Source organism: Pseudonocardia halophobica, assembly GCF_050948485.1.
GTDB classification, from domain to species: domain Bacteria; phylum Actinomycetota; class Actinomycetes; order Mycobacteriales; family Pseudonocardiaceae; genus Pseudonocardia; species Pseudonocardia halophobica.
Map to the genome: position 1 here is coordinate 892,406 of NZ_CP192046.1, position 24,234 is coordinate 916,639.

Genomic DNA, 24,234 nt, shown 5'->3' on the forward strand with positions numbered 1-24,234 from the left:
CTCGACTGCGGGGCGAGGATCCTCTGCCCGACGACGTGTGAGGTGGCCGATGCAGAAGTACGTCTACGAGTTCACCGAGGGCGGCAAGGACCAGAAGGACCTGTTGGGCGGCAAGGGTGCCAACCTCGCGGAGATGACCCGGCTGGGGCTGCCGGTGCCGCCGGGCTTCACGGTGACCACCGAGGCGTGCCGGCGCTACCTGGCCGACGGCGTGGTACCGGCCGAACTGCGGGTGCAGGTGACCCGGGCGCTGCGGGCCCTGGAGGACCGGATCGGCCGTCAGCTCGGCGACCCCGAGGACCCGCTGCTCGTCTCGGTGCGGTCGGGCGCCAAGTTCTCGATGCCCGGGATGATGGAGACCGTCCTCAACATCGGGCTCAACGACGCGTCGGTGCGCGGGCTGGCCGCGGTGGCCGGGGACGAGCGGTTCGCCTGGGACTCCTACCGGCGGCTGATCGCGATGTTCGGCAAGACCGTGCTCGACATCGACGGCGAGCTGTTCGCCGACGCGATGGACGCGATGAAGGGCGAGCGCGGGGTGAGCCAGGACGTCGACCTCACCGCGGGCGATCTCGAGGAGCTGGTCGAGGCCTACAAGAAGGTGGTGCAGCAGGAGACCGGCCGGCCCTTCCCGCAGCACCCGCGCGAGCAGCTCGACCTGGCGATCAAGGCCGTGTTCGACTCCTGGAACACCGAGCGGGCCCGGCTCTACCGCCGTCGGGAGCGGATCCCGCACGACCTCGGCACCGCGGTGAACGTCTGCACCATGGTGTTCGGCAACCTCGGCGCGGACTCCGGCACCGGGGTGTGCTTCACGCGCGACCCCGCCACCGGCAAGCAGGGCGTCTACGGCGACTACCTGCCCAACGCGCAGGGCGAGGACGTGGTCGCCGGCATCCGCAACACGCTCACCCTCGCCGACCTCGCCCAGCGGGACCGGGCGTCGGCGGACCAGCTGTACTCCGTGATGCGCCGGCTGGAGACGCACTACCGCGACCTCTGCGACATCGAGTTCACCATCGAGCGCGGCACGCTCTGGATGCTGCAGACCCGGGTCGGCAAGCGGACCGCCGCCGCGGCGTTCCGGATCGCGGCCCAGCTCGTCGACGAACAGCTGATCACCCTGGACGAGGCGCTGCACCGGGTCACCGGCGAGCAGCTCGCGCGGCTGATGTTCCCGCAGTTCGACCCGTCCGCCGAGCGGACCCGGCTCGCGACGGGCCTGGCGGCGTCGCCGGGCGCCGCGGTCGGGGCGGCGGTGTTCGACTCGGCCGCCGCCGTCGCCCGGCACGCGGCGGGCGAGCACGTGATCCTGGTCCGCCGCGAGACCAACCCGGACGACCTCGAGGGCATGATCGCCGCGGCCGGGGTGCTGACCAGCCGCGGCGGCAAGACCTCGCACGCCGCCGTCGTCGCGCGGGGGATGGGCCGCACCTGCGTGTGCGGGGCCGAGGCGATCGACGTCGACGCGGCGGCCCGCACGGCCCGGGTCGGCGAGGTCGTGGTGCGCGAGGGCGACATGGTCGCGATCGACGGCTCCACCGGCGAGGTCTTCCTCGGCGACGTCCCCGTGATCCCGTCGCCCGTGGCCCGCTACCTCGAGGAGGGTCTCGACGCGGTGCTGGACAGCGCGGACGAGGAGACCGCCGAGCTGGTGGTCGCTGTGCACCGCATCCTGTCCCACGCCGACGCCACCCGGCGGCTGCGCGTGCGCGGCAACGCCGACACGGCGGAGGACGCCGCCCGGGCCCGCCGGCTCGGGGCCCAGGGCATCGGCCTGTGCCGCACCGAGCACATGTTCCTCGGGGAGCGGCGGGCGCTGATCGAGCGGCTCGTCCTCGCCGACTCGGCCGAGGCCCGTGCCGCCGCGCTCGACGCGTTGCGGCCGTTGCAGCGCGGCGACTTCGCCGACCTGTTCGCGGCGATGGACGGCCTGCCGGTGACCGTGCGGCTGCTGGACCCGCCGCTGCACGAGTTCCTGCCCGACCGCACCGAGCTGGCGGTCCGCGTGGCCGTGGCCCGGGAACGCGGGGAGGATCCCGCCGCGGACGAGGCGCTGCTCGCCGCGGTCGAGCGCCTGCACGAGTCGAACCCGATGCTGGGGCTGCGCGGCGTGCGGCTCGGCCTCGTGGTGCCCGGGCTGTTCGCGATGCAGGTCCGGGCCGCCGCCGAGGCGGCCGCGGAGCGGATCGCGGCCGGCGGCCGGCCCCAGGTGGAGATCATGGTGCCGCTCGTCGGGTCGGTGATGGAGCTGCACCTGATCCGGGACGAGACCGACGGGATCCTCACCGAGATCGCCGAGCGCGAGGGCGTCGCGCTCGACATCCCGGTCGGGACGATGATCGAGCTGCCGCGGGCCGCGCTCACCGCCGGGCGGATCGCCGAGGCCGCCGACTTCTTCTCGTTCGGCACCAACGACCTGACGCAGACGGCGTGGGGCTTCTCCCGCGACGACGTCGAGGCCGCGTTCTTCGCCCTGTACCTGGACAAGGGCGTGTTCACGGTGTCGCCCTTCGAGACCCTCGACGAGATCGGCGTCGGGCGGCTCGTCCGGCTCGCCGTCGAGGAGGGCAGGCGGACCCGGCCCGGGCTGAAGATGGGGGTCTGCGGCGAGCACGGCGGCGACCCGGACTCGGTGCACTTCTTCCACCACATCGGGCTGGACTACGTCTCGTGCAGCCCGTTCCGGGTCCCGGTGGCCCGCCTCGAGGCGGGCCGGGCCGCGGTGTCGCTCGACGACACCGCCGCGGGGCTGGCCGGGCCGCGCTGAGGACTAGTTCGGTGTGACCCGGGCGAGCAGGGCCTCGGCGACGACCGACGGCGCCTCGTCGAGCGCGCCGTGGCCCTGGCCCGGGAGGGGGACGACCGTCGCGCGCGGGAGCACGGCCGCGATCGCCGTCGTGGCCCGGCGCAGGTGGTCCGGGCTGCGGTCGCCGAGCAGCAGCAACACGGGCACGTCGACCGCGGCCAGGGCGTCGATCCCGGGGAGCCGGTCGACCTCGCGCATCTCGCGGGTCCACGTGTGCACCAGCGCGACGCGTTCGGCCCAGGTGGGCAGCGTGCGCAGGCCGGGCACGGCGGCGGCCGGCACGCCGACGACCTCGGTCAGGGCCCGCGTCACCGCCCCCGCCCGGTCGCCGTCGGTGATCATCACGTCGAGGGCGTCGATGGTCGCCGGCGGGGTCAGCGGGCCGTCGACCGGCCACGGCGGCTCGTAGAGGAACAGCTCGGAGACCGGGAGGCCGCGCACCGCGGCACCGAGGACCACGGAGGCGCCGCTGGAGTTCGCCCCCACGCTCAGCGGCCCCTGGCTCGCCAGGCGCCCGGTCGCGGCCCGGAGGTCCTCGAACTCGCGGGCGAACGCGTAGGGCAGGGTGTCGCCGGAGTCGCCCTTGCCGCGGCGGTCCATCAGCCAGCAGGCGTAGTGGCCGTCGAGCAGGGCTGCGGTGCGGGCCCAGCGGCGCCGGCCGGCGGGACCGCCCGGGACCAGCAGCAGGCGCCGGGGCCCGTCGGTCACCTGCTCGAGGGCGATCTCGGTGCCGTCGGCCGAACGGACGCGCTCGATGACCGTCATGCGGCCAAGGTCGCACCCGATCACACCGGGGTTACGCGGCCGCACGCCGCCCCTCACGAGCGGCCCGCGGCACCTCAGTCGGCGGGGGCCCGCAGGACGACGACCGAGCGCGGCCCCGCGGTCACGACGTCGCCGGCCGTGGGCTTGCCGTGGGCGCCCGGCGCGGCGGGGTCGAAGGTGTCGATCTCGGGCTCCCACACCTGGCCGGTGCGCAGCGCCGGCACGGTGAACCCGACGGGCTTCCACCAGGCGTTGACCAGGACGAGGAAGTCGTCGTCGAGCAGCAGCCGGCCCTCGGCGTCCCGGTCGGGAGAGTCCCGGCCGTCGAGGTACGTCGCGACACAGTGGGCGGACGGGTCCGCCCACTCGGCGGCGGTCAGGATCGTGCCGGCGGGGCTGTACCAGCGCAGGTTCCGCCAGTCGACGCCGGACAGGAACCGGCGCCGGCGGAACACGGGATGGGACCGCCGCAGGGCGATCAGCGTGCGGGTGAAGGCGAGCAGGTCGCCGTCGACGTGGGCCCAGTCGAACCAGGTGAGCTCGTCGTCGTGGCAGTAGGCGTTGTTGTTGCCGCGCTGGGTGCGGCCGAGCTCGTCGCCACCCAGCAGCATCGGGACCCCGAACGAGAGCAGCAGCGTGGTGAGCAGGGCGCGCTGCTGCCGGGCCCGCAGTGCCCGCACCTCGGGGTCGTCGGTCGGGCCCTCCTGGCCGCAGTTCCACGAGCGGTTGTCGTCCGTCCCGTCGCGGTTGTCGTCGCCGTTGGCCTCGTTGTGCTTGCGGTCGTAGGCCACGAGGTCGGCGAGGGTGAACCCGTCGTGCGCGGTGACGAAGTTGACCGAGGCGGTGGGCCGGCGGCCGCGGCCGCCGTAGAGGTCGGCGGAGCCGGCGAAGCGGGTCGCGAACTCGCCGAGCAGGCCGTCGTGGCTGCGCCAGAAGTCGCGGATCGTGTCGCGGTACCGGCCGTTCCACTCCCGCCACAGCGGCGGGAACCGGCCCAGGTCGTAGCTGTCCGCCCGCCCGACGTCCCACGGCTCGGCGATCAGCTTGGCCCGCGACACCACCGGGTCCTGGGAGACGAGGTCGAAGAAGGCGGCGAGGCGGTCGAACCCGCCGTCGTCGCGGGCGAGGGTGGGGGCCAGGTCGAAGCGGAACCCGTCGACGCCCATCACGGTCAGCCAGTACCGCAACGAGTCCATGACCAGTTGCAGCGTGAACGGGTCCGTCGTGTTGAGGGAGTTGCCGCAGCCGGTGGTGTCGAGGTAGCGGCGCGGGTCGGCGGGGTCGAGCCGGTAGTAGCCGGCGTTGTCGAGGCCGCGGTGGCACAGGGTCGGGCCGTGCGGGTCGCCCTCCCCGGTGTGGTTGAACACGACGTCGAGCACGACCTCCAGACCCGCCCGGTGCAGCGCCTCGACCATCGCCCGGAACTCGGCGACCTCCCCGCCGGGCCGCCCGCGCCGGACCTCGGCGGAGTACCCGGGGTGCGGGGCGAGGTAGCCGATCGTGTTGTAGCCCCAGTAGTTCGTGAGCCCTCGCGCCGGGAGGAACGCCTCGGACACGTGGTGGTGCACCGGGAGCAGCTCCACGGTGGTCACGCCCAGCCCGACGAGGTGGGCCACGGCGGCGTCGTGCCCCAGCCCGGCGTAGGTGCCGCGCAGCGCGGGCGGCACGCCGGGATGGGTCGCAGTGAACCCCTTGACGTGCACCTCGTAGACGACGGTGTCGGCGTAGGAGTACAGCGGCGCCGGCTCGGAGGTCGTCGCCGGGCGGCCGACGACCAGGCTGCGGGGGACGTGCGCGGCCGAGTCCAGCATGCTCGCTCGTCCGGGGTCGTCCGGGTCGTGCCCGAGCACCTCCGGGCCGAAGCGGACCTCGCCGGTCACCGCCCGCGCGTACGGGTCGAGCAGCAGCTTGGCCGGGTTGTAGCGCAGGCCGCGGGCGGGCTCGTAGGGCCCGTGGGCGCGGAAGCCGTAGGCCTGACCGGGACCGACGCCCGGGACGAAGCCGTGCCAGACCCCGGCGTCGTACTCGGGCAGGACGAGCCGGCGCTCGTCCACGCCGTCGAACAGACAGAGCTCGACCGCGTCGGCCCGCGAGGCCACGGCGAAGTTCGTGCCACCCGCGCGCACGGTGGCCCCCAGCGGGGCGACGGACCCGGGCAGCACAGGGCACCCGCTCACCGGTCCGGCCCCTGCTCCCGCAGCGTGCGCAGCACGTCCCCGACCGGGTCGACGGCGCCGTGCCGGCGGCGGATCACGTCGGCGACCAGCCCGGTCCAGCCGGTCTGGTGCGACGCGCCCAGCCCCGCGCCGTCGTCGCCGTGGAAGTACTCGTTGAACAGCAGGTTGTCCTTCCAACGCGGGTCGCGCTGCAGCCGCTCGACCCCGCCGAAGCAGGGCCGGCGGCCGCCGTCGCCGACCAGGAACAGCGACACCAGCCGCTCCCACAGGTCCGCCACGACCTCGTCCAGGCGCAGCCGCTTGCCGGAGCCGGTGGGGTACTCGACGGTGTGGTCGTCGCCGAAGAAGCGGTGGTAGCGCTCCAGCGAGGTCACCACGAGGTGGTTGACGGGGAACCACACGGGCCCGCGCCAGTTGGAGTTGCCGCCGAACATCGCGACGGTCGACTCGGCCGGCTCGTAGTCGATCTCGGCGTGCAGGCCGGGCGCGTCGAGCACGTACGGGTGCTCGCGGTGGTAGGCGGACACCGAGCGCAGGCCGTGCGGCGAGAGGAACTCCGCCGGGTCGAAGAGCTGGGTGAAGAGGCTCTCGAGCTTGTCGACGCCGACCACGCCGAGCAGCAGCTGCCGGTTCCCCGGCCCGCCGCGCAGCAGCCCGCGCGCGGCGAGGTCGGCCTCGTCGCCGAGGCCCTTGCGGTCCAGGAGCCGGGAGACGTGCTTGCCCGCGGCAGCCGCGCGCCGCAGCGTCGTCTCGTCCGCGACCCCGGCGGCGAGCATCGGGATCACACCGACCATCGAGCGCACCGCGACGGGCACGACCGTGCCGTCGGGGGCGACGAGCCGGTCGGCGAACAGGCCGGTCTCCGCGTCCCACAGGCCCTCGGCCTCGACGGCGCCGCGGATGGCGGCGAGGTGCTCGAGGAACTTGCGCACCAGGTCGTCGGCGGGCCGCTGGCCGGACGCCCGCAGCACGGCCGCCATGACGGCCATGGCCAGTGCGTAGGCGGCCATCCAGCCGGTCGCGTCGGACTGCTCCAGCACGAAACCCGGGGGCAGGTGCGAGCGGTCGATGGGGCCGATGTTGTCCAGGCCGAGGAAGCCGCCCTCGAAGACGTTCGAGCCGTCGGAGTCCTGCAGGTTGACCCACCAGGTGAAGTTGACCAGGAGCTTGTCGAAGACCCGGGAGAGGAAGTCGACGTCGCGGGCGCCGTCGAGGGCGAACACCTCGAGCGCGGCCCACGCCTGCACCGGCGGGTTGATGTCGCCGAAGTCCCACTCGTAGGCGGGCAGGGCGCCGTCGGGGTGCTGGAACCACTCCCGGCACACCAGGATCAGCTGGTACTTGGCGAAGCCCGGGTCGACGTGCGCCAGCGCGACGCAGTGGAAGGCGAGGTCCCAGGAGGCGAACCAGGGGTACTCCCACTTGTCCGGCATGGACATGACGTCGAAGGAGTTGAAGGTCCGCCACCGGGCGTTGCGCCCGTGCTCCCGGGAGGCGGGCGGCCGGGGCTGGCCCGGGTCGCCGTCGAGCCAGCGGGCGACGTCGTAGTGGTAGAACTGCTTGCTCCACAGCAGCCCGGCGAAGGCCTGGCGCATCACGTTCGCCTCGTCGGCGGAGGCCGCCGCGGGCGTCAGCTCGGCGTAGAACTCGTCCGCCTCCGCGCGCCGCCGGTCGCGGACCCGCGCGAAGTCCTCGCCCAGGTCGCCCGGCCGGTCCGCCGGGCGCAGCCGCAGCCGTAGCTCCACGGTCGCGCCGGGGTCGACGGCCAGCCGGTACCGGACCGCGCACTTGGTCCCGGCGCCCTCCGGGTTCACCGTGGCCGCGCCGTGCACGACGTGGTCGTTGATCCCGTCCTTCGGGTACTCCGGCCCGGGTGTCCCGTAGAGGCGCCGGAGGTTGGTCTCGTTGTCGCAGAACAACAACTCGGGTCCGGCGCCATCGGGGGCCGGGCCGGCGGCCAGCTCCAGGTCGCCGAGGAAGGGGTGCGGCACGGCGACCGTCGCGGGCCCGGTCGCCCGCATCGCCGGCGGCGTGGCGTCCGGCTCCCAGGACCAGGTGTTGCGGAACCAGAACGTCGGCAGGACGTGCAGCTCGGCCCGTCCGGGGCCGGCGTTCGTGACCTCGACGGTGACCAGCAGGTCGTCCGGGTCCGCCTTGGCGTAGTGGACCTCGACGACCCAGTAGCGGTCGTCGTCGAAGACGCCGGTGTCGAGCAGCTCGTACTCCGGGTCGTGCCGGCCGCGCGCCCCGTTGGTCGCCACCAGGTCCTCGTAGGGGAAGGCGCCCTGGGGGTAGTGGTACCGCCAGCGGTTCCAGGCGTGGGACGGGACGGCGTCGAGGTACCACCAGTACTCCTTGGCGTCCTCGCCGTGGTTCCCCTCGGGGCCGGTCAGCCCGAAGATCCGTTCCTTGAGGATCGGGTCGCGCCCGTTCCACAGCGCGAGGCCGAGGCAGAGCCGCTGCTCGACGTCGGAGAACCCGGCCAGGCCGTCCTCGCCCCAGCGGTAGGCCTGGGAACGGGCCCGGTCGTGCGGCAGGTAGGACCAGGCCTCGCCGTCCGGGCTGTAGTCCTCGCGGACCGTGCCCCACTGCCGTTCGCTCAGGTAGGGCCCCCAGCGGTACCACGGGTCCCCCGACCGCAGCCCCTCGTCGAGGCTCGCGAACCCCCGCACCCGCTCGCTCTCCGCGCCCACCGCGCCTCCCCGTCGCCGTCGTCCACCCGGAGCGGAGTCTGCGACCCGCGGGCGGAAGTCGATTCACCCGTCCGGGATGGGGCCGCGGCGGTGCGGAGGGGTCAGCGTGACGCCCGAGACCCGGACCGCCGGAGGGAGTCCACGATGAGCACGCACGCCACGCCGCATCGCGCCGAGTCGGGCGGAGCGGCGACGCCCGGGGGCCGGACGGAGTACACGACCACCTTCGCGCTGTTCGCCGCCGTCCTGATGCTGCTCGCCGGAGCCTGCGGCGTCCTGACCGGCATCGCGTCGATCGTCCAGGACCAGGTCGTGGTGCGGACGCCGCAGTACACCTACATGCTCGACCTGACCACCTGGGGCTGGATCCACCTGGTGCTGGCCGTGCTGCTCGGTGCGGCGGGCGCCGGCGTGCTGTGGGGTGCGTCCTGGGCGCGGGCGCTCGGCATCACGGCGGCCGCGCTGAACATCGTGGCGCACTTCGCGTTCCTCCCGCACTTCCCGGTCTGGGGCCTGATGCTCATCGCGCTGAACGTGATCGTGATCTGGGCGCTCGTCCCGTACCACGCCGAGCAGGCCTGACGGCGCGGCCGGGACCGGGACGTGAGCAGCGGCGGGGACGACCCGCGGGCGGCGGAGGGCGCGGGAGGCAGCCGTCTCCTCGGACTCCTGCTCGCCATGGCGATGTTCGTGCTGGTGGTCGACACGTCGCTGATGAACGTGTCGATCTCCGCCGTGGTCCGCGACCTGGGGACGACGGTCAGCGGAGTGCAGTCGGCGATCGCGCTCGAGGCGCTGGTGTCCGCCGCGTTCATCCTGATCGGCGGCAAGGTCGGCGACCTCATCGGGCGCAAGCGTGCCTACGTGCTCGGGCTGCTCGGCTACGCGGTGGGCGCGACGGCGATGGCCTTCGCGCAGGGCCTGACCGCGGTGATCGTGTTCTGGGCGGTGATCGGCGGGATCGGCGCGTCGCTGCTGCTGCCCGCGATGCAGTCGCTCATCCACGGCAACTTCGACGGCGCGGCGCGCAAGCAGGTGTACGCCCTGGTCGGGGCCGCCGCCGCGATCGCCGCCGCCGTGGGCCCGCTGCTCGGCGGCTTCATCACGACCTACCTGTCCTGGCGGGTCGGGTTCGTGCTCGAGGTCGTGGTGATCGCGGTGGTGCTCGGGGGCGCGAAGCTCGTGCGCGACGTCCCCTACGCCGGGCCGCGGGGCGTCGACGTCGTCGGCGCGGGCCTCTCGGTCGTCGGGATGGGCGGCCTGGTCCTCGGCATCCTGGTGTGGCAGGAGGGCGGCGAGCGGGTCGGCCTCGTCCTGGCGATCGGCGTCCTCGGGCTCGTGGGCCTGGTGTTCTGGCTGCGGCACCGGGCGCGCCGGGCGGAGCCGGCCCTGCTGGACCCCGCGCTGTTCTCCTCGGCGCACTTCCGGGTCGGCGTCTCCCAGCAGCTGCTGCAGCAGGTCGCGCTGGGCGGCACCATGATCGTGCTCCCGATCTTCCTGCAGATGGTCCTCGAGTACGACGCCATGGAGGCCGGCCTCACGATCGCGCCGCTGTCGCTGAGCATGTTCGGGCTGGCCATCCTGGCCGGGAAGCGCAGCGGGAAGCGCCGACCCGCCACCGTGGTGGGCGTCGGCTTCGGGCTGGTGGTGATCGGGATCCTCGTCCTGCTGCCGCTCGTGCCGCGCGCCGACACGGGCTGGGTGCTCGTGGGCCCGCTCGTGATCGCCGGGGCGGGGCTGGGCCTGCTGGTGTCGCAGCTGAACAACTACACGCTGTCCCCGGTCCCGGAGGAGCGGGTGAGCGAGGCGGCCGGGGTCAACTCGGCGGCCGGGTCGTTCGGGCTCTCCTTCGGCCTCGCCTTCGCCGGCGCGATCATGCTGGCCGCCCTGGCCTACACCTTCACGGCGGAGACCGAGGCGAGCACGGTGCTGCCGCCCGCCGAGAAACAGCAGGTGGCGCAGGTGCTGGAGGAGGACGCCGAGCTGATGAGCAACACCCGGCTCGCGGAGCTGCTCGCCACGCAGCCCGAGGCGATCCGGCAGGAGATCATCCGGATCAACACCGAGGCCCGCCCGTTCGCGCTGCAGATCGGGTTGCTCGTACCGTTGCTCGCCGCCGCGCTCGGGGTCACCAACTCCCTGCGGATGCGGCGGCTCCCGGACCCCGAACCGTCGGGTGCCGCGGAGACGACGCTCGGCTGATCAGGCGCCGAACCAGTCCTTCAACCCCTTGCGGGCGTGCCGGATCGTCACACTGCCCATCCCGGCGCTGCCCGTCACCACGAGGTGCGGCCCGGACCCGGAGGGCGTGTGCGGGACCTTGGTCGACACGGTTCCCCAGGAGGTCGTGACGCCGTCGACGTCCGCCGAGCCGCCGGGCGGCAGGACGATCGTGATCGACCCCATCCCGGTGGCGACGTCGACGGCGATCCGGGGCGGCGTCGCGGTCCCGGTCAGGTCCAGGTGGATCGAGCCCATGCTGGTCGTCAGCCGGAGGTTCGGCGGGACGGGCCAGTCGCCCGTCCGCTTGATCGACCCCATCTCGGTGTTCAGGTGCACGTCCTCGCGGACGGCGGGGACCTGTACCTGCGGTGCGGCGGGCGGGCCGGACGGCGCGGGCAGGTCCGCCAACGGCGGTTCCAGCTCGGCGTAGGTCCTGGCCGCGTAGACGGCGCCCAGGCGCTCCTCGAGCTCGGCCAGCGTGATGCGGCCCTCGGACATCGCGAGGTGCAGCCTCTGCGCGGCGGCCTCACGGTCGGTGTCCGAGATCCGCAGGTTCCCCCGATCCACGCCCCGAGGTTAGTGCAGGCCGTTTGACGCGGGCCGTGGCCACAAGGCAGAACTAGCGGGAGGCGATGGTGCGCGACGGGAGGCGTCGATGGGGACGACGGGCTGGACACCCGAGGAGTACGGGCAGGTGACGCTGCTGCGGGCGGCGAACGGCGGCGGCTACCCGTACGGGAACTCGCTGCTGGTCCGGGGCAGCGCGGGCACGCTCCTCGTGGACCCGTCGCTCGCGCTGGTCGAGCAGGACGCCCTCCCGGCGGCGGACGCGGTCGTCGTCAGCCACGCCCACGAGGACCATCTGGTGGCGATCGACGCGTTCGACGCCCCGGTCCACGTGCACACCGCCGACCTGCCCGCGGTCCGCGACACGCAGGTGCTGCTCGCCGGCTACGGCCTGCCCGCGGACGCCACGGCGGAGCTCGCGGACTCCCTGGCCGCGGAGTTCAGGGTGCGCAGCCGCCCGGACGCCGTGGGCGTGCCGGACGGTCACCGGTTCGACCTCGGCGACCGCACGGCGACCGTCGTGCACCTGCCCGGGCACACCGCGGGGCACTGCGGGCTGCTGGTCGAGCCGGACGGCTTCCTCTACATCGCCGACATCGACCTCACCTCGTTCGGGCCGTACTACGGGGACCGGGTGAGCAGCCTCGAGGGCTTCGAACGGTCGATCGAGATCTGCGGGTCCGTCGACGCGCGCTGGTTCGGCACCTTCCACCAGAAGGGCGTGGTCGAGGGGGCGGACGAGTTCCGCCGCCGGCTGCGGGCGTACCGGGAGGTGATCGGGCGGCGGGACGAGGCGCTGACGGAGTTCCTGGCCGAGCCGCGGAGCCTCGCCGACGTCGTCGACCACCGGTTCGTCTACCGGCCGCACGTCGAGGCCCCGCACGTGGAGAGCGTCGAGGCGCGCACCGCCGAGCAGCACATCGCCCGGCTCGTCCGCACGGGGGTCGTCGCGGAGGTGGAGCCCGGCCGCTACCGCGCGGTGGCAGGCTGAGGGGGCGGCGCGGAGGGAGGCCCGTCATGAGCCGCTGGGGCTGGGCGCCGAGCCGGGCGGGCTCACCAGCGCCGAGGCCAGGCGGGTGGTGGCGGACCTCGACCGGGTCGTGGACGTCGTCGGGTTCACCATCGCCGACTTTCCCCGGCAGGTCATGCACCTGCAGCAGATCCTGCGGGGGTTCCCGTTGGTGGCGGGTGCCGGCCCGCGGTGACCGCAGCGGCCGGGCCACACGGCCCGTTCACTCGTCACGGATGAGGACCGGCCCCCCGGCGCCGGGCAGCCTCGCTTCCGGCTGACCGCGCCGCCGACGAGAACGGAGCCGATGCCCCATGCACTACGAGTTCCGCGTCGACGGCGTCCTGTCCGAGGAGGCGCGTGCCGCCCTCGGCGACATGCGGATCACGGAGCTGCCCCCGCAGACGGTGATCGACGGCGAGGTGCTGGACGACTCGCACCTGCACGGGATCATCGCCCAGCTCGACGCCCTCGGGCTCACGCTCGTCTCGGTCCTGCCGGATCCGCTCCCCTGAGCGGACGGCGACGGTCCGCTCGCCCGGACGAGGTGATGCCGGCCGGCGCCGCCCGTCGGATGGTGCGCTGGTCCGGGCGCCGCAGGCGAGGAGGGCCACGATGTCCGTCGTCGACCGACCCGACCAGCCCGTTCCGCCCGATCGGGCGGCCGCGACCGGTACCGCCGCACCGGTGGCGCCGCTGACCGCCGAGGAACGGGCGGAGCTGGAGCGGCTGCGTGCCGAGCTCGCCGCGCTGCGTGCCGCACCGCCGCCACCGCCGCCGCCGAAGCGTCGGCGCGGCCCGATCCGGTGGGCCTCGGTCGGCTCGGCGGTGCTGCTGGTCCTGGGCCTGCTGCTGGTCCCGGTGTCCGTGCTGGCGGTGTGGACGCACAACCAGCTCGCCGACACGGACCGGTTCGTGGCGACCGTGGGGCCGGTCCTCCAGGACCCGGCGGTGCAGACGGTGGTGTCCGACCGGGTCACCGCCGAGATCTTCGCCCAGGTCGACGTGCAGCAGCTCGCGAACCAGGCGGTGGACGCGCTGGCCGCCCAGGGGCTGCCCGCACCGATCGCCGACCGGCTGCACGGGCTCACCGGCCCGCTCGCGGACGGCACCCGCTCCTTCGTCGGCGACAAGGTGCACGAGGTGGTGGCCAGCCCCGCCTTCGTCGCCGCGGCGCAGCAGGCGCTCACGCTGTCGCACCAGCAGATGGCCGCGGTGCTGGAGGGGCAGTCCTCGGCGATCGGCATCCAGGGCGGGAAGGTCGTCCTCGACCTCTACCCGTTCATCGAGGCCGCGAAGCAGCGGCTCGTCGCGTCGGGGTTCGAGCTCGCGGCGCGCATCCCCGCGATCCATCCCACGATCGACCTCTTCCCGGCCAGCACCCTGATCCGCGCCCAGACGCTGTACCACCTGCTCGACGTCACGGCCACGTGGCTGCCCTGGGTCACCCTGGCCCTGTTGATCGGAGGGGTCCTGCTGGCCCGGCGCCGGCGGCGCGCGACCATGGTCGTCGGCATCGGGGTGATGGCGACGATGTTCGTGCTGGCCCTGGCCCTGTTCGCGGTGCGGGGGCTCGTCGTCGGCGGCGTCGCCGAGTCGTCGGCCGCCGCGGTGTCCTCGGCCTTCGACATCGTGGTGCGCTTCGTCCGGGCCGCGTTGCGCACGCTGTTCGTGATCGGCCTGGTGGTCACGCTGGCGGCGTGGGTCACGGGCCCCTCGCCCGCCGCGGTCCGGCTCCGGGCCGCGCTCGCCGGCGGCGTCGCGTCGCTGCGGCGCGGCGCGGTCGGCCGGTGGCTCGCCGAGGGTCCGGTCGGGCCGTGGGTGCACGCCCACCTCACCCTGCTGCGGACGGGCCTGGTGGTCCTCGCCGCGCTCGTGCTCGTGCTGATCGACCGGCCGTCGGGCTGGGACGTCCTGTGGATCGTCGTCGCGCTGGTGGTCCTGCTCGGGATCGTGCAGTTCCTCGACCAGCCGCGCGCGCCTGAGCGGGCACTCCCGACGCCGCCCACCTCGGACGCGGACGCCGTCGCGGACCCGCAATCACCCGTCCGGGATGGCACGTCGGTGTCGGTCACGGGCGATCGTCAGGACCGGGCCACGGCACCGGCGACGGCCGCCGCGACGACGCCGGGGACCACCGGCCGGAGCGACTCCGGCCCCTGACCCGGAACGCCCGCACGGGCGGACCGGCAGACCAGAGAGAAGGGGTTGGACATGCTCCTCGCACAGACCGCCTACCCGTTGCTCGACCTGTTCTGGACGATGCTCGTGTTCTTCGGCTTCGTCCTGTGGTTCTGGATGATCTTCGTGATCTTCGGCGACATCTTCCGGCGCGACGACATCGGCGGCTGGGGCAAGGCCGGCTGGACGGTGCTGATCATCGTCCTGCCGATCCTCGGCTCGCTCGTGTACCTGATCGCGGAGGGCCGCAAGATGGGCGACCGCCGGCAGGCGGACGCCGCCGCGGTCCGCGCCGCCTACGAGCGCGACGTGCGCCGGATCGCCACCGCGAACGGCGACGCCGGCGGGCCCACCACGCAGATCGCCGAGGCGAAGCGCCTGCTCGACCAGGGCGCGATCACCCAGACCGAGTACGAGTCCCTGAAGGCCAAGGCCCTCGGCCGGTCGCTCGGTGAGCCGGCGCACTGACCGGCGGCGGCGCCGGCGAGGTGCCACGCACGTGAGGTCCGAGGCCCGGCCGCACCGCCACCGAACCGGCTACGGCACCCGGCCGAGCTCCCGTTCTTCGTGTTCATGGTGGTCCTGAACGTCGCGATCGTCGTCGCGATCGTCCGGGTCGCCCTGTGCTGCCGTTCGTCCCGCCGACGCTGCAGGACACGGCGTGGGCGAACGGCATCCGGGCCGCCCTGTTCGGCCTGTTGCTGCTGGTGCCCGCCCTGGTCGTGGTCCGCGAGACGCAGCGGGTCTCGACCCGGGGCACGGCCATGCAGCTGTCGCCGGAGCAGTACCCCGAGCTGTACCACACCGCGGCGGACCTTGCGGCGCGGTTCGGCCTGCGGCGGCGGCCGGACATCTTCCTGGCCGACGGCAACGGCGCCCTCAACGCCTTCGCCGCCCAGGCCACGGGGCACGACTACGTCGTGCTCTCCAACGAGCTGTTCGCCCACCTCCACGAGGGGAACCGCGAGGGCCTGCGGTTCATCCTCGGCCACGAGCTCGGGCACGTCCGCCTGCACCACGTCGCGCTCTGGTACCAGCTCGCCGTCGCCTACTCGCAGCGCATCCCGCTGCTCGGGCCGGCGCTGTCCCGGCTGCGGGAGTACTCGTGCGACCGGCACGGCGCGTACCTGGAGCCGGACGGGGCGACGGGGCTGATCCTGCTCGCCTCGGGCCGCCACACCGAGCGGCACGTCGACATTCCCGCGCTGCTCCGGCAGGGCCAGGAGCTGCGGGGATTCTGGGTCGGGCTCGCGCAGCTGCCGCGCTCCCACCCCTACACGGTTCGGCGGCTGGAACGGCTCCACAGCCTGGGTCTGGTGCGCCCCGGTCCGGGGCGTCGTCCGAGATCGGACGGGCCACACGCGGCCGCCCACAGCGGCCGGCGCGGGCTCGTCGTCGGGGGCGCGGAGGCGGACGGCCGGGCCGGGTGACGCGCCGCGGCGGGCCGTCGCGAGGACGGCGGCCCGCCGTGCGGCTCACGACGTCGGAGGGGTCTGGACCGTCGGCACCCCTGGACAGCCCGTCCGTACGCTGTCGACGATCGGGGCCGCCGCGGCCTCGACCTGGGCGACGGACGCGGCGAGCGCCCCCAGCTTCGCCGACAGGCTCGCCTGGTCCGTGATGCCGGCGATGGTCGTCTGGAGCGCGGCGAGCGCCTGCTCGAGGGCGTCGACCTGGGGGCCGAACTGCGCGCCCGCCGCGGCGGCCAGGTTCCGCCCCGCGTCGGCGAGGTCCTGCAGCGCGGCCTTGACGCCCTCCGTGCCGACCTTCGTCGCGTCGATCCGGACGATCGCGTTGGCCGCGGTCTGGAACTCCGCGGCGGCCGCGCAGAGCTCGGGCGAGTACCCCGTCGTCGCGGGCGCCGAGGTCGTCGCGGGCGGTGCGGGCGGCGCCGACGGCGGTGCGGGCGGCTGCGCCGAGCACCCTGCGACGGCCGCGATGCCGAGGGCCGCCGCCGCGACGCGGAGGGCGATCCGGCCCGGGCGTGCCTCCGGTCCGCCGAGCATGTGCACCATGACGCCTCCGACCTCCGGGAGCGGAATCTCGTGAACCCATCCGACGTGAACCCGTCCGACGGGGACGAGTGTCGGTGCGCCGGGACGGCGAGTGGTCATCCCGGACGGGTGGTCGTGGCCCGTGGGGCCGCGCGGGCACCGCCGGCGCCGGCACCGTGGTCAGCGCTGTGGTCCGCCTCGTGATCCACGCTGCGGGCCGGCCGGGATCCGCTGCAGCCCGACCAGCTCGATCCCCAGATCCTGCAGCCGGGCGAGCAGTTCCTGCAGCTCGGCCTGGTCGTCGACCCGGGCGCGCAGCTCGGTCTCCGTGGGATGGGCCGGGCGGAGCGGGTCCAGCGCGGCCAGGAGGGCCGGGCTGAGACGTCCCCGCACGCGCACCGAGTACTCGCAGCTCACTGTGACCTCCTCCAGCGGTCGACGGGTCGACGATGCCGGTGCCGGCGGGACGGCACACCATCCGCACGGGATGAGCGCGCCCCCCGGACCGGCCGACTTCTCAGAGCAGCCCCAGCAGCCGGGCCCGGCGGACGGCGTCGCGCCTGCCCGTCGCCCCGAGCTTGCGGTACAGGGCGCGCTGATGGGACTTCACCGTGCTGACCGAGACGTAGAGCTCCGCGGCGATCTCGGCGTTGCTCAGGCTGCTGCTGAGGTAGCGCAGAACCGTCCGCTCGCGCTCGGTCGGCGGGTCCGCGAGCGGCCGGACCCCGCCGGTGTCCTCCGGCCGAGCGGCGAGCCGTCCGAGCAGGTCGAGCACGAACCCGGGAGCGGCCGTACCGCGCTCGAGACACGCCTGCAGCACGGGGCGCAGGTCCGCCCCCTCGGCGAGGAACGGACCGCGCAGCCCGCAGGGGAGGGCGATGTCCAGGGCGTCCTCGCACCGGTCCCGGGCGCGGTCCTCGTCGTCGGCCGCCGCAGCGAGCAGGGCGTCGAGGAGGAGGACCTGGACGCGGAGCCGGACCGTCAGGGGGTCGCCCAGCCAGGCGCGGTACCGCCGGGCGGTGCGGACGTCCCCGAGTCGGAGCCGGAGCAGTGCCGCGGTCACCAGGCCCTCGGGCGTCCTCGGCGGGCCGGCCCGGTCGAGCAGGGCGAGGGTGCGCTCCGGGTCGCTCGTGCGCCCGACGAGCGAGGCCTCCAGGAGCTCGGCCCGTTCGAGCAGGATCGGCGGGGCGCGGTCGGCCTCCGCGTCGAGTCCGGTCCGGAGCACCGCCAACGCGGACTCGTGGTCCCCGGAGGTCGCGCGCCGTTCCGCGGCCAGGAGCGCGGTCGCGAGCCGGACGTGCGGTTCGGCGCTCATGTTCTCCGACTCCGGCAGCCGGGCCAGCTGCTCGTCGGCGCCCGCGCGATCGCCCCGGTCCAGGGCCACCCGCACGAGGGCGAGGTGGGCTGCGGCGACCTGCACCGCGCGCTCCAGGCCGGCGGCGGCCGCGGCGGCGAGGGTCTTGTGCGCCTCCGCCTCGGCGGCGTCGAGCTCGCCGCGCTCGGCCCGCAGGAGGGCCCGGTAGGACGCGGCGTTCAGCTGCGCCAGGACGACGCCGGGTACCGCCGCGCCGGCGGCCGCGCTCAGATGGCGTTCCGCGGCGTCGAGGTCGCCGGTCCAGAGCGCGGCCGTGCCGAGGTTGCTGTGGGCCACGACCGGCACGATCTCCGTGCCGGCCATCCCGAGCGTCGCGAGCACACCGGACTCGTGCGGCACCCGGCGGTAGGCCGCCTGCACCGCGGCCCAGTCGCCGAGGAGCCGTCCGAGGCCGCCGGCGCTCATCTGCCGGATCACCTCGGCACGCCGTCGGCGGTCGTCCGGCAGCCCGTCCGGTGCGGTGCCGGCCGCCTCGAGGAGCCGGGCCACGTCGAGCCCGCTGCCCTGCGCGATGCGTGCCCCGGCCAGCCCGGCCGCGAGCTCCGGGTACGCCCCCGCGACGGCGCTCGGGACCCGCTCGAGCACGTGTTCGAGCAGCGCGCCGTCGCCACCCATCACGAGCGCCATCGCGTGGACGCCCGTGAGGTCGGCCGCCAGCCGCCACAGACCGCCGGTCACGGCCGAGCGGATGGCCTCGAGCGGCATGTCGTGCCCGCGGAACCACTCGGTGGCCCGGCGGTGCAGGTCCCGGCGCTCGCGCGCGGGGATCGTGCGCGCGCGGAGGATGTCGAGGACGAGCCGGTGCAGCCGGAACCAGCGTCCCGGACGGTCCGCCTCGCGCACGAAGAGGTGGGACGCCGCGAGGTCGGCCAGGACCCGGCCCGCATCGGACCGGCCGGTGAGCACGCGGGCGAGATCCGCGCACACGAGGTCGACGACGCTGACGGCGGTGAGGAAGGTCATCAGCTCGGGCGCCTGCTGGTCGAGCACCTCGGTCAGCAGGTACCCCGCGACGCTGTGGTCGTCGCCGGAGAAGGCGTCGACCGCGGCGTCGACGTCCGACCGGTCGTGCAGGTGCAGGGCGGCGAGCCGCAGCCCCGCCGCCCATCCCTCGGTCCGGTCCAGGAGCCGCTCGACCTGGACGGCGGTGAGGTCCACGTCGAGGCGGGCGAACAGCTCCGTGGCCTCGTCCGAGCGGAAGGCGAGATCGGTGGCACGGACGTCGCGGAGGAGGTCGGCCACACGCAGCCGTTGCAGCGGCCAGGGTGGGTCCCTGCGGGTGGCCACCACGATCGACAGGTTCGGGACCGGCCGCTCGACGAGGCGGAGGAGCCCCGCGTGCACCTCGGCCGAGCCGATCTCGTGGTAGTTGTCCAGGATCAGGGCGACGGGGGCCGGCACGTCCCGGAGCGCCTCCGCGACGGCGGCCGGCAGGTACTCCGTCTCCACACCGCCGGCGACGACCGGACGGAGGGTGTCGGCCGTGTCTCCGCCCGTCGCCTCGACGAGCGCCGCCGCGACCGCCCGCCAGAAGGGTTGCGGAGCGTCCTGGTCGGCGTCGAGGGTCACCCACGCCACGGCCCGGTCGCCGGCGCCCGCCTCGATCCACGACCCGAGCAGCACGGTCTTGCCCCACCCGGCGGCCGCGGCCACGAGGGTCGCCGGAGCGGCCACGGCGGCGTCGAGCAGGTCGTGCAGCCGGGGACGTCGCACGAGGCCACCAGCGACAGGAACCGGGAGGATCGACCGGTGGGGCTCGGCCGGCGGGCCGATCGCCCTCCTCAGCCTGACCGACCGGCGCCGGGCCATGTGCTCCTCGCGTCCACCTGACCGGTTCCCTGCCGACGCGGGTCGTCCGCGTCGGGGCGGGCCTGATCCCACCCAGGGTGTCCGGGCTGCACTACAGGGGACCCTCGCAGATCGAGGGAGTCGGGCGAAGTGGCGAAAGTCCCCAGTGTCGCTTCCGTGGCCCCGGGCGGATCTCGTGCCTCACCCGGTCTTCCTCGTCGCTCCTCCCGCACGGCCGGGGACGTGCCGCCCCGTGCGTACCGTCCCCCGCCGCGGCGGGGAGACGGTGCGGTGGATCAGGCCGTGCTCGTAGCCCACGACGACGGCGTCGCGGCGGTTGCCGACGCCGAGCTTGCCGTAGATCGACCGGACGTGCGTCTTCAGCGTGTTGACCGAGACGGTGAGGTCGGCGGCGATCTCCTCGAGCGACTCCAGGGACGGCAGCAGCTCGAGCACGGCCTGCTCACGGACGCTGAGCGCGGCGTCGAGTCGCTCGCCGTCCGGCGGCGCGAGCACCAGGGCCCGGCCCGGCAGGGTGTGTGCGACCTCGAGGGTGCCGTACTGCTGGGCCAGCAGCCGGCGCACCGCGGGACGGGCCTGGACGAACGGCCGGAGCAGGTCATGCGGTTCGGCCAGTCCGACGGCGTCCCGCAGGGCCAGGGCCGCGGCGAACCGGTCCCCCGCGCGGAGCGCGAGCTCACTGCACAGGAGGTGGGCCTCCACCACGGTGACCGGCAGCACGGCCGGCGGGCCGCCGTCGAGGAGGCCGCGCAGGGTCGCGCGGGCCTGCTCGACGCGGCCGCCGAGCACGTCGGCCCGCGCGCGCATGAGCACGGCCTCGCCGGCGGTCCCGAAGCGCCCGGCGAACCAGCCGTGCACGGCGGCGGCCGCGGCGTGGTGCCCGAGCCGGAGCGCGATGTCGAACTCCGCCGTGGCCGCGAGCGCGATCTCGACCTGGTCGGCGTCGTGGTCCCCGAGCACGACCCGGGCGTGCTGGAGCGCCTCCAGACCGGCGGGACCGTCGCCGCTGTCGGCGAGGGCGGCCCCCCGCAGGACCTGCAGGGCAAACCGGAGCCGCGGTTCCGCGGTCTCGGCGCGGGGCAGGGCGTCGACGACCCGGTGCAGGACGCGCTCCGGGTCGGCGGCGAGGAGTGTGGCGTGGGCGAGCAGCACGAGGGCGTCGAGCGCCGCGGGCGAGGCCGTCCACCCGCGGGCTCCGGCGAGGGCGTCGGCGTGTTCGGCGTGCTCGCGCATCGCGTGCACGTCCCGGTCCGCGGCGGCCGCCGCGGCCGCCGTCGCGCGGCACTGCAGCAGGAGGTGGTCCCGGCCCGTGCGGCGGGCCCGGACCAGCAGCTCGTCGAGCGTGCGCCGGACGGGCCGGACGTCCGCGGCGCCCTCCCGCTCACGCACCCGGGCCGCACAGTCCGCGACGTGCGACAACAGCTCGGCCGCCTCGTCGAGCGGAGGTCCGTCGTTCTCTGCGGGCGGGGCCTCCCGGACCACGATCCGGGGCAGCCCGCCGAGCCGGTCCGCGGTCGTGCCCAGGGTGGCGAGCTGCGCCGACGGCTCCGGTGGCCACCGCCGGCGGGCCTGCCGCGCGGCCGCGACGCCCGCGGGGCGGTCACCGGACTGGTGGGCCGCCAGCGCGGCCACCACCGACAGGGACGGATCGGCGGCCACGACGGCGTCCCCCGCCCTCCGGAGCGCCCGCCGCAGCGCGCGGTGCTGGCCGGTGACCAGGAGCGGGACGGCGACGCGGCGGACCACCTCGACGAGCAGGGCCGGGTCCTCGGCCAGCGCGGCGTGCGTCAGGGCCGCCGCCGGATGGTCCTGCCCGAGCCACCAGCGGGCTGCCACGGAATGCAGGTCCCCGGCGACCCGCGGGCTGCGCCGCTGGAGATCGCCGCGCAGGTAGCTGCGGATCAGCGGCTGCACCCGGTACGTCTCCAGCGTCCGGCCGCGCTGGCGGACCAGGGCGGTCCTGGACTCGAGCTCGGCGAGGACGTGCCCGGCGTCCTCGCGGCCGGACAGCTCGACGGCGAGCGCCACCGGGACGTCGTCGGAGACGCTGGTGCGGCGGAGCAGCTCGATCGACGACGCGGGCAGCCCGCTGAGCACCTCGCCGACGAGGTAGTCGGCGACCACCCGGTCGACGCCGGAGAACCTCGCCAGGAAGCCCTCGACGTCCGGCGACGCCTGCAGCGCCGTGGCGGCGAACCGCAGCCCGACCGGCCAGCCGTCCGTCTGGCCGTACAGGCGGTCGAGCTGCTCGGCGTGGAGCTGGACCCCGACCCGCCGCAGGAGCGCCTCCGCCTCGTCCCGGTCGAGGCGCAGGCGGTCGGTCCGGAGCTCGACGAGGCGGCCCTGGGGCCGGAGGCGCTGCAGCCCGACCGGTGGGTCCCACCTACCGGCCAGGACCACCGGCACCGTGCCGGGGCGGTGGCGCAGGAGCCGGGCGACGTCGTGGAGGACCTCGGGCGCGCTCAGCTCGTGAACGTCGTCGAGCACCAGGCGGACCGGGCGGTCGAGCTCGCCGAGCGCCGCCACGACCGCGGCCCCGAACTCGGGCCGGCCGGCCGCCGACAGGTCCCAGCCCCGGCCGTCCGGGCCGGTGCGCACGGTCGCGCCCGCCGGCACGGTGGGGCACCGGACCAGGGCGGCCAGCAGGGCGCCCCAGAACAGGCGCGGGTCGTCGTCGTCGCCGTCGAGGTGCACCCACGCGGTGTCGGTCGACGGCCGCCCGGCCTCGGCCCACTCGGCGAGCAGCAGGGTCTTGCCGTACCCGGCCGGCGCGCACACGAGTCCGACGTCGTGGACCGCATCGAGCTCGCGGCGCAACAGCGGCCGGCGCACGGTGTCCTTCGGGAGTGGGGGGACGGAGATCTTGGTCTCGGGAACGATCGCCACGTCGCCTCCACAGTCGGTCGGACCGGCCGTCCTCCGGCACCGCCCCGGGACGGCCCACCGAGCGATCGATCGTGCGCGTCGGGGGAGGAGACCGCGTCATCCTGCGAGGGGGACGACCCCGGACAGTGGGCCGTACGGCTGCAGTCGGCCTACGGGAGAATGAATTCCGGCTGCTCCAGCAGGCCCGCTCCGGGCCGAGCGGCGCGCATTCGACTCCGCGCCCTTTCTCCGCCGACCGGCGTTCACCTCCGCGTCGTGAGCACCTTTCTCCGCCGCCGCGATTCCACCCTCCGGGGGAACGTTGCGCGACGTATCGGATCGTTGGAGCCGTCATGAGCTCTTCGCTCCCGTCACGCGGTCCGATGGTTTCCGTGATCACGCCCGCCTACAACGTCGGCCCGTGGATCGGGGAGGCCGTCGACTCCGTGCGGCGACAGACCGAGGGTCGGTTCGAGTACGTCGTGATCGACGACGGATCCACCGACGACACCGCGGAGATCGTCCGCGCCCGTGCCGCCCGGGACCCGCGGATCCGGGTGATCTCCACCGCCAACGCCGGGTCCGGCGCTGCGCGCAACCTCGGCATCGTCGAGACGTCCGCGCCGTTCGTCGCGTTCCTCGACGGCGACGACCGCTGGCACCCGGAGTTCCTGCGGCGTCAGCTGCAGGTGATGGAGACCGTCGGCGGGCGGGTCGGCGCGACCTTCTGCCACACCCGCGTGATGCTGGAGAGCGGCCGGGTGGTCGGCCCGCGATGGCAGCCGGCGGGCGCGTGCGACATGGACCGTTTCCTCGCGGAGAACAATCCCGCGCACAACGGCAGTTCGCTGCTGGTGCGGCGCAGCTGTTTCGACGAGGTCGGGGTGTTCGACACGGGCCTCACGAGCGCCGTGGACCAGGAAATGTGGCTGCGGATCGGCACCCGGTCGTCGGCCCCGCTGTTCTGGGGAATTCGGCGCTACCACGTGGACATGCGCCTGATGCGGACCGGCAGCATCAGTGCCGACCGCACCGCCCGCTACGACGCACTCGACACCTTGCTGGCCGAGTACGCGCCGATGATGACGCGGCTGCCCTCGGGTCTCGCCTACGTCCAGCCCGCGGTCTTCGCCTACCGGGACGGGTTCGACGACGTCGCCGGCCGCTGGGCCGAGGTCGCGCTGACCGCCGGCACCGCCCGGCTGGCCCGCACCCGCTGGGGCCAGGCGCTGCTGGGCTGGCACCGGAGCGGCGCCGCGGGCCGGGCCCGGATGCGCGCCACCCGCAACGGCGTCCGGGCCGGGGTCTACAGCAGCGCCGCCCGCGCGGCGGCTCTCCTCGCCTGAGCTGAGCGGCGCCGGGACGGCTACCGGCGCTCGCGCGGCTGCACGCGGACCCAGCTGCCGCCGGCGTCGACGAAGTCCGCGGTGTCGTCGTCGAGCCAGACCCCGTCCGTGGCGAGGTAGCGGAAGCGGTGCTCGCCGGGCGGGAGCACGACCGACACGCTGCGGGTCCCGTTGCGCCGGCGGACCATCTCGTGGCGGCCCGGCTCCCAGGCGTTGAAGTCGCCCACCACACTGACCGGCCCCGCCGGTTCGTGGGCGGGCAGGCTGAACGTGACCCGATTCTTGCCGCCGAACAGCGGTGCGCGCCTGAGCATCCGACCTCCCGAGCAGAACGACCAGGAGAACCCTAGGGAGGCCGGCGGCGCGGCGGCGCGAGCGACACACGCGTCGGCGGTGAACATCCCGTGTCCGCGCCGGACGG

The 24,234-nt window shown here is 74.7% G+C and carries 19 protein-coding genes; 10 read left to right on the forward strand and 9 right to left on the reverse strand.

Features of this window, described 5'->3' with window-relative positions; all coding sequences use genetic code 11:
* Nucleotides 1-49: 49 nt before the first annotated feature.
* Nucleotides 50-2,770, forward strand: coding sequence for a pyruvate, phosphate dikinase (ppdK, locus tag ACQP04_RS04415; protein ID WP_433505790.1), 2,721 nt, complete (start codon nucleotides 50-52; stop codon nucleotides 2,768-2,770).
* Between the two features lie 3 nt (nucleotides 2,771-2,773).
* Here the strand turns inward: ppdK and ACQP04_RS04420 are convergent, their stop codons facing one another.
* The 3 genes from ACQP04_RS04420 to ACQP04_RS04430 all read right to left on the reverse strand — a co-directional run bounded on the left by ACQP04_RS04420 (nucleotide 2,774) and on the right by ACQP04_RS04430 (nucleotide 8,444).
* Nucleotides 2,774-3,574, reverse strand: a complete 801-nt coding sequence (locus tag ACQP04_RS04420) for an alpha/beta fold hydrolase (protein WP_433505791.1) — start codon at nucleotides 3,572-3,574, stop codon at nucleotides 2,774-2,776.
* A 74-nt stretch (nucleotides 3,575-3,648) separates the two neighbouring features.
* Entirely contained in the window at nucleotides 3,649-5,751 is a 2,103-nt protein-coding gene (gene glgX / locus ACQP04_RS04425) for a glycogen debranching protein GlgX (RefSeq protein WP_433505792.1), read from the reverse strand.
* Nucleotides 5,748-8,444 (reverse strand): MGH1-like glycoside hydrolase domain-containing protein, encoded by a 2,697-nt coding sequence (locus ACQP04_RS04430; RefSeq protein WP_433505793.1) that lies wholly within the window; start codon nucleotides 8,442-8,444, stop codon nucleotides 5,748-5,750. The genes glgX and ACQP04_RS04430 overlap by 4 nt, the downstream gene beginning before the upstream one ends.
* Nucleotides 8,445-8,588: 144 nt before the next feature.
* Here ACQP04_RS04430 and ACQP04_RS04435 point away from each other — a divergent pair, with 144 nt between their 5' ends.
* Nucleotides 8,589-9,026, forward strand: coding sequence for a DUF7144 family membrane protein (locus ACQP04_RS04435; protein ID WP_433505794.1), 438 nt, complete (start codon nucleotides 8,589-8,591; stop codon nucleotides 9,024-9,026).
* A gap of 21 nt (nucleotides 9,027-9,047) precedes the next feature.
* The gene (locus ACQP04_RS04440) at nucleotides 9,048-10,646 is read left to right on the forward strand and encodes an MFS transporter (protein WP_433505795.1); all 1,599 of its coding nucleotides are present in this window, start codon (nucleotides 9,048-9,050) and stop codon (nucleotides 10,644-10,646) included.
* On the opposite strand, the gene ACQP04_RS04445 is transcribed toward ACQP04_RS04440, so the two are convergent.
* The gene (locus tag ACQP04_RS04445) at nucleotides 10,647-11,234 is read right to left on the reverse strand and encodes a DUF1707 SHOCT-like domain-containing protein (RefSeq protein WP_433505796.1); all 588 of its coding nucleotides are present in this window, start codon (nucleotides 11,232-11,234) and stop codon (nucleotides 10,647-10,649) included.
* A gap of 88 nt (nucleotides 11,235-11,322) precedes the next feature.
* Here ACQP04_RS04445 and ACQP04_RS04450 point away from each other — a divergent pair, with 88 nt between their 5' ends.
* The 6 genes from ACQP04_RS04450 to ACQP04_RS04475 all read left to right on the forward strand — a co-directional run bounded on the left by ACQP04_RS04450 (nucleotide 11,323) and on the right by ACQP04_RS04475 (nucleotide 15,854).
* A complete protein-coding gene (locus ACQP04_RS04450) occupies nucleotides 11,323-12,225 on the forward strand; it encodes an MBL fold metallo-hydrolase (RefSeq protein WP_433505797.1) in 903 nt (300 codons plus the stop codon).
* An 88-nt stretch (nucleotides 12,226-12,313) separates the two neighbouring features.
* On the forward strand, nucleotides 12,314-12,439 hold the full coding sequence (locus tag ACQP04_RS04455; RefSeq protein ID WP_433505798.1) for a hypothetical protein: 126 nt from the start codon (nucleotides 12,314-12,316) through the stop codon (nucleotides 12,437-12,439).
* A gap of 118 nt (nucleotides 12,440-12,557) precedes the next feature.
* Nucleotides 12,558-12,758: a hypothetical protein gene (locus tag ACQP04_RS04460; RefSeq protein WP_037047765.1), complete on the forward strand. Its 201-nt coding sequence runs from the start codon at nucleotides 12,558-12,560 to the stop codon at nucleotides 12,756-12,758.
* Between the two features lie 100 nt (nucleotides 12,759-12,858).
* The gene (locus ACQP04_RS04465; RefSeq protein ID WP_433505799.1) at nucleotides 12,859-14,406 is read left to right on the forward strand and encodes a hypothetical protein; all 1,548 of its coding nucleotides are present in this window, start codon (nucleotides 12,859-12,861) and stop codon (nucleotides 14,404-14,406) included.
* 51 nt (nucleotides 14,407-14,457) lie between these two features.
* Entirely contained in the window at nucleotides 14,458-14,892 is a 435-nt protein-coding gene (locus tag ACQP04_RS04470) for an SHOCT domain-containing protein (protein WP_433505800.1), read from the forward strand.
* Nucleotides 14,893-15,047: 155 nt separating this feature from the next.
* Nucleotides 15,048-15,854, forward strand: coding sequence for a M48 family metallopeptidase (locus ACQP04_RS04475; RefSeq protein WP_433505801.1), 807 nt, complete (start codon nucleotides 15,048-15,050; stop codon nucleotides 15,852-15,854).
* Nucleotides 15,855-15,899: 45 nt separating this feature from the next.
* On the opposite strand, the gene ACQP04_RS04480 is transcribed toward ACQP04_RS04475, so the two are convergent.
* The 4 genes from ACQP04_RS04480 to ACQP04_RS04495 all read right to left on the reverse strand — a co-directional run bounded on the left by ACQP04_RS04480 (nucleotide 15,900) and on the right by ACQP04_RS04495 (nucleotide 22,488).
* Entirely contained in the window at nucleotides 15,900-16,439 is a 540-nt protein-coding gene (locus ACQP04_RS04480) for a hypothetical protein (protein WP_433505802.1), read from the reverse strand.
* Nucleotides 16,440-16,598: 159 nt separating this feature from the next.
* On the reverse strand, nucleotides 16,599-16,835 hold the full coding sequence (locus tag ACQP04_RS04485) for a hypothetical protein (protein ID WP_433505803.1): 237 nt from the start codon (nucleotides 16,833-16,835) through the stop codon (nucleotides 16,599-16,601).
* A gap of 100 nt (nucleotides 16,836-16,935) precedes the next feature.
* Entirely contained in the window at nucleotides 16,936-19,506 is a 2,571-nt protein-coding gene (locus ACQP04_RS04490; protein ID WP_433505804.1) for a LuxR C-terminal-related transcriptional regulator, read from the reverse strand.
* Between the two features lie 276 nt (nucleotides 19,507-19,782).
* Nucleotides 19,783-22,488 (reverse strand): LuxR C-terminal-related transcriptional regulator, encoded by a 2,706-nt coding sequence (locus ACQP04_RS04495; protein WP_433505805.1) that lies wholly within the window; start codon nucleotides 22,486-22,488, stop codon nucleotides 19,783-19,785.
* 371 nt (nucleotides 22,489-22,859) lie between these two features.
* Between ACQP04_RS04495 and ACQP04_RS04500 the strand changes: the two genes are divergently transcribed.
* Nucleotides 22,860-23,813, forward strand: coding sequence for a glycosyltransferase family 2 protein (locus ACQP04_RS04500; protein ID WP_433505806.1), 954 nt, complete (start codon nucleotides 22,860-22,862; stop codon nucleotides 23,811-23,813).
* Nucleotides 23,814-23,833: 20 nt separating this feature from the next.
* Here the strand turns inward: ACQP04_RS04500 and ACQP04_RS04505 are convergent, their stop codons facing one another.
* Entirely contained in the window at nucleotides 23,834-24,127 is a 294-nt protein-coding gene (locus ACQP04_RS04505; protein ID WP_433505807.1) for an isoamylase early set domain-containing protein, read from the reverse strand.
* Nucleotides 24,128-24,234: the final 107 nt, after the last annotated feature.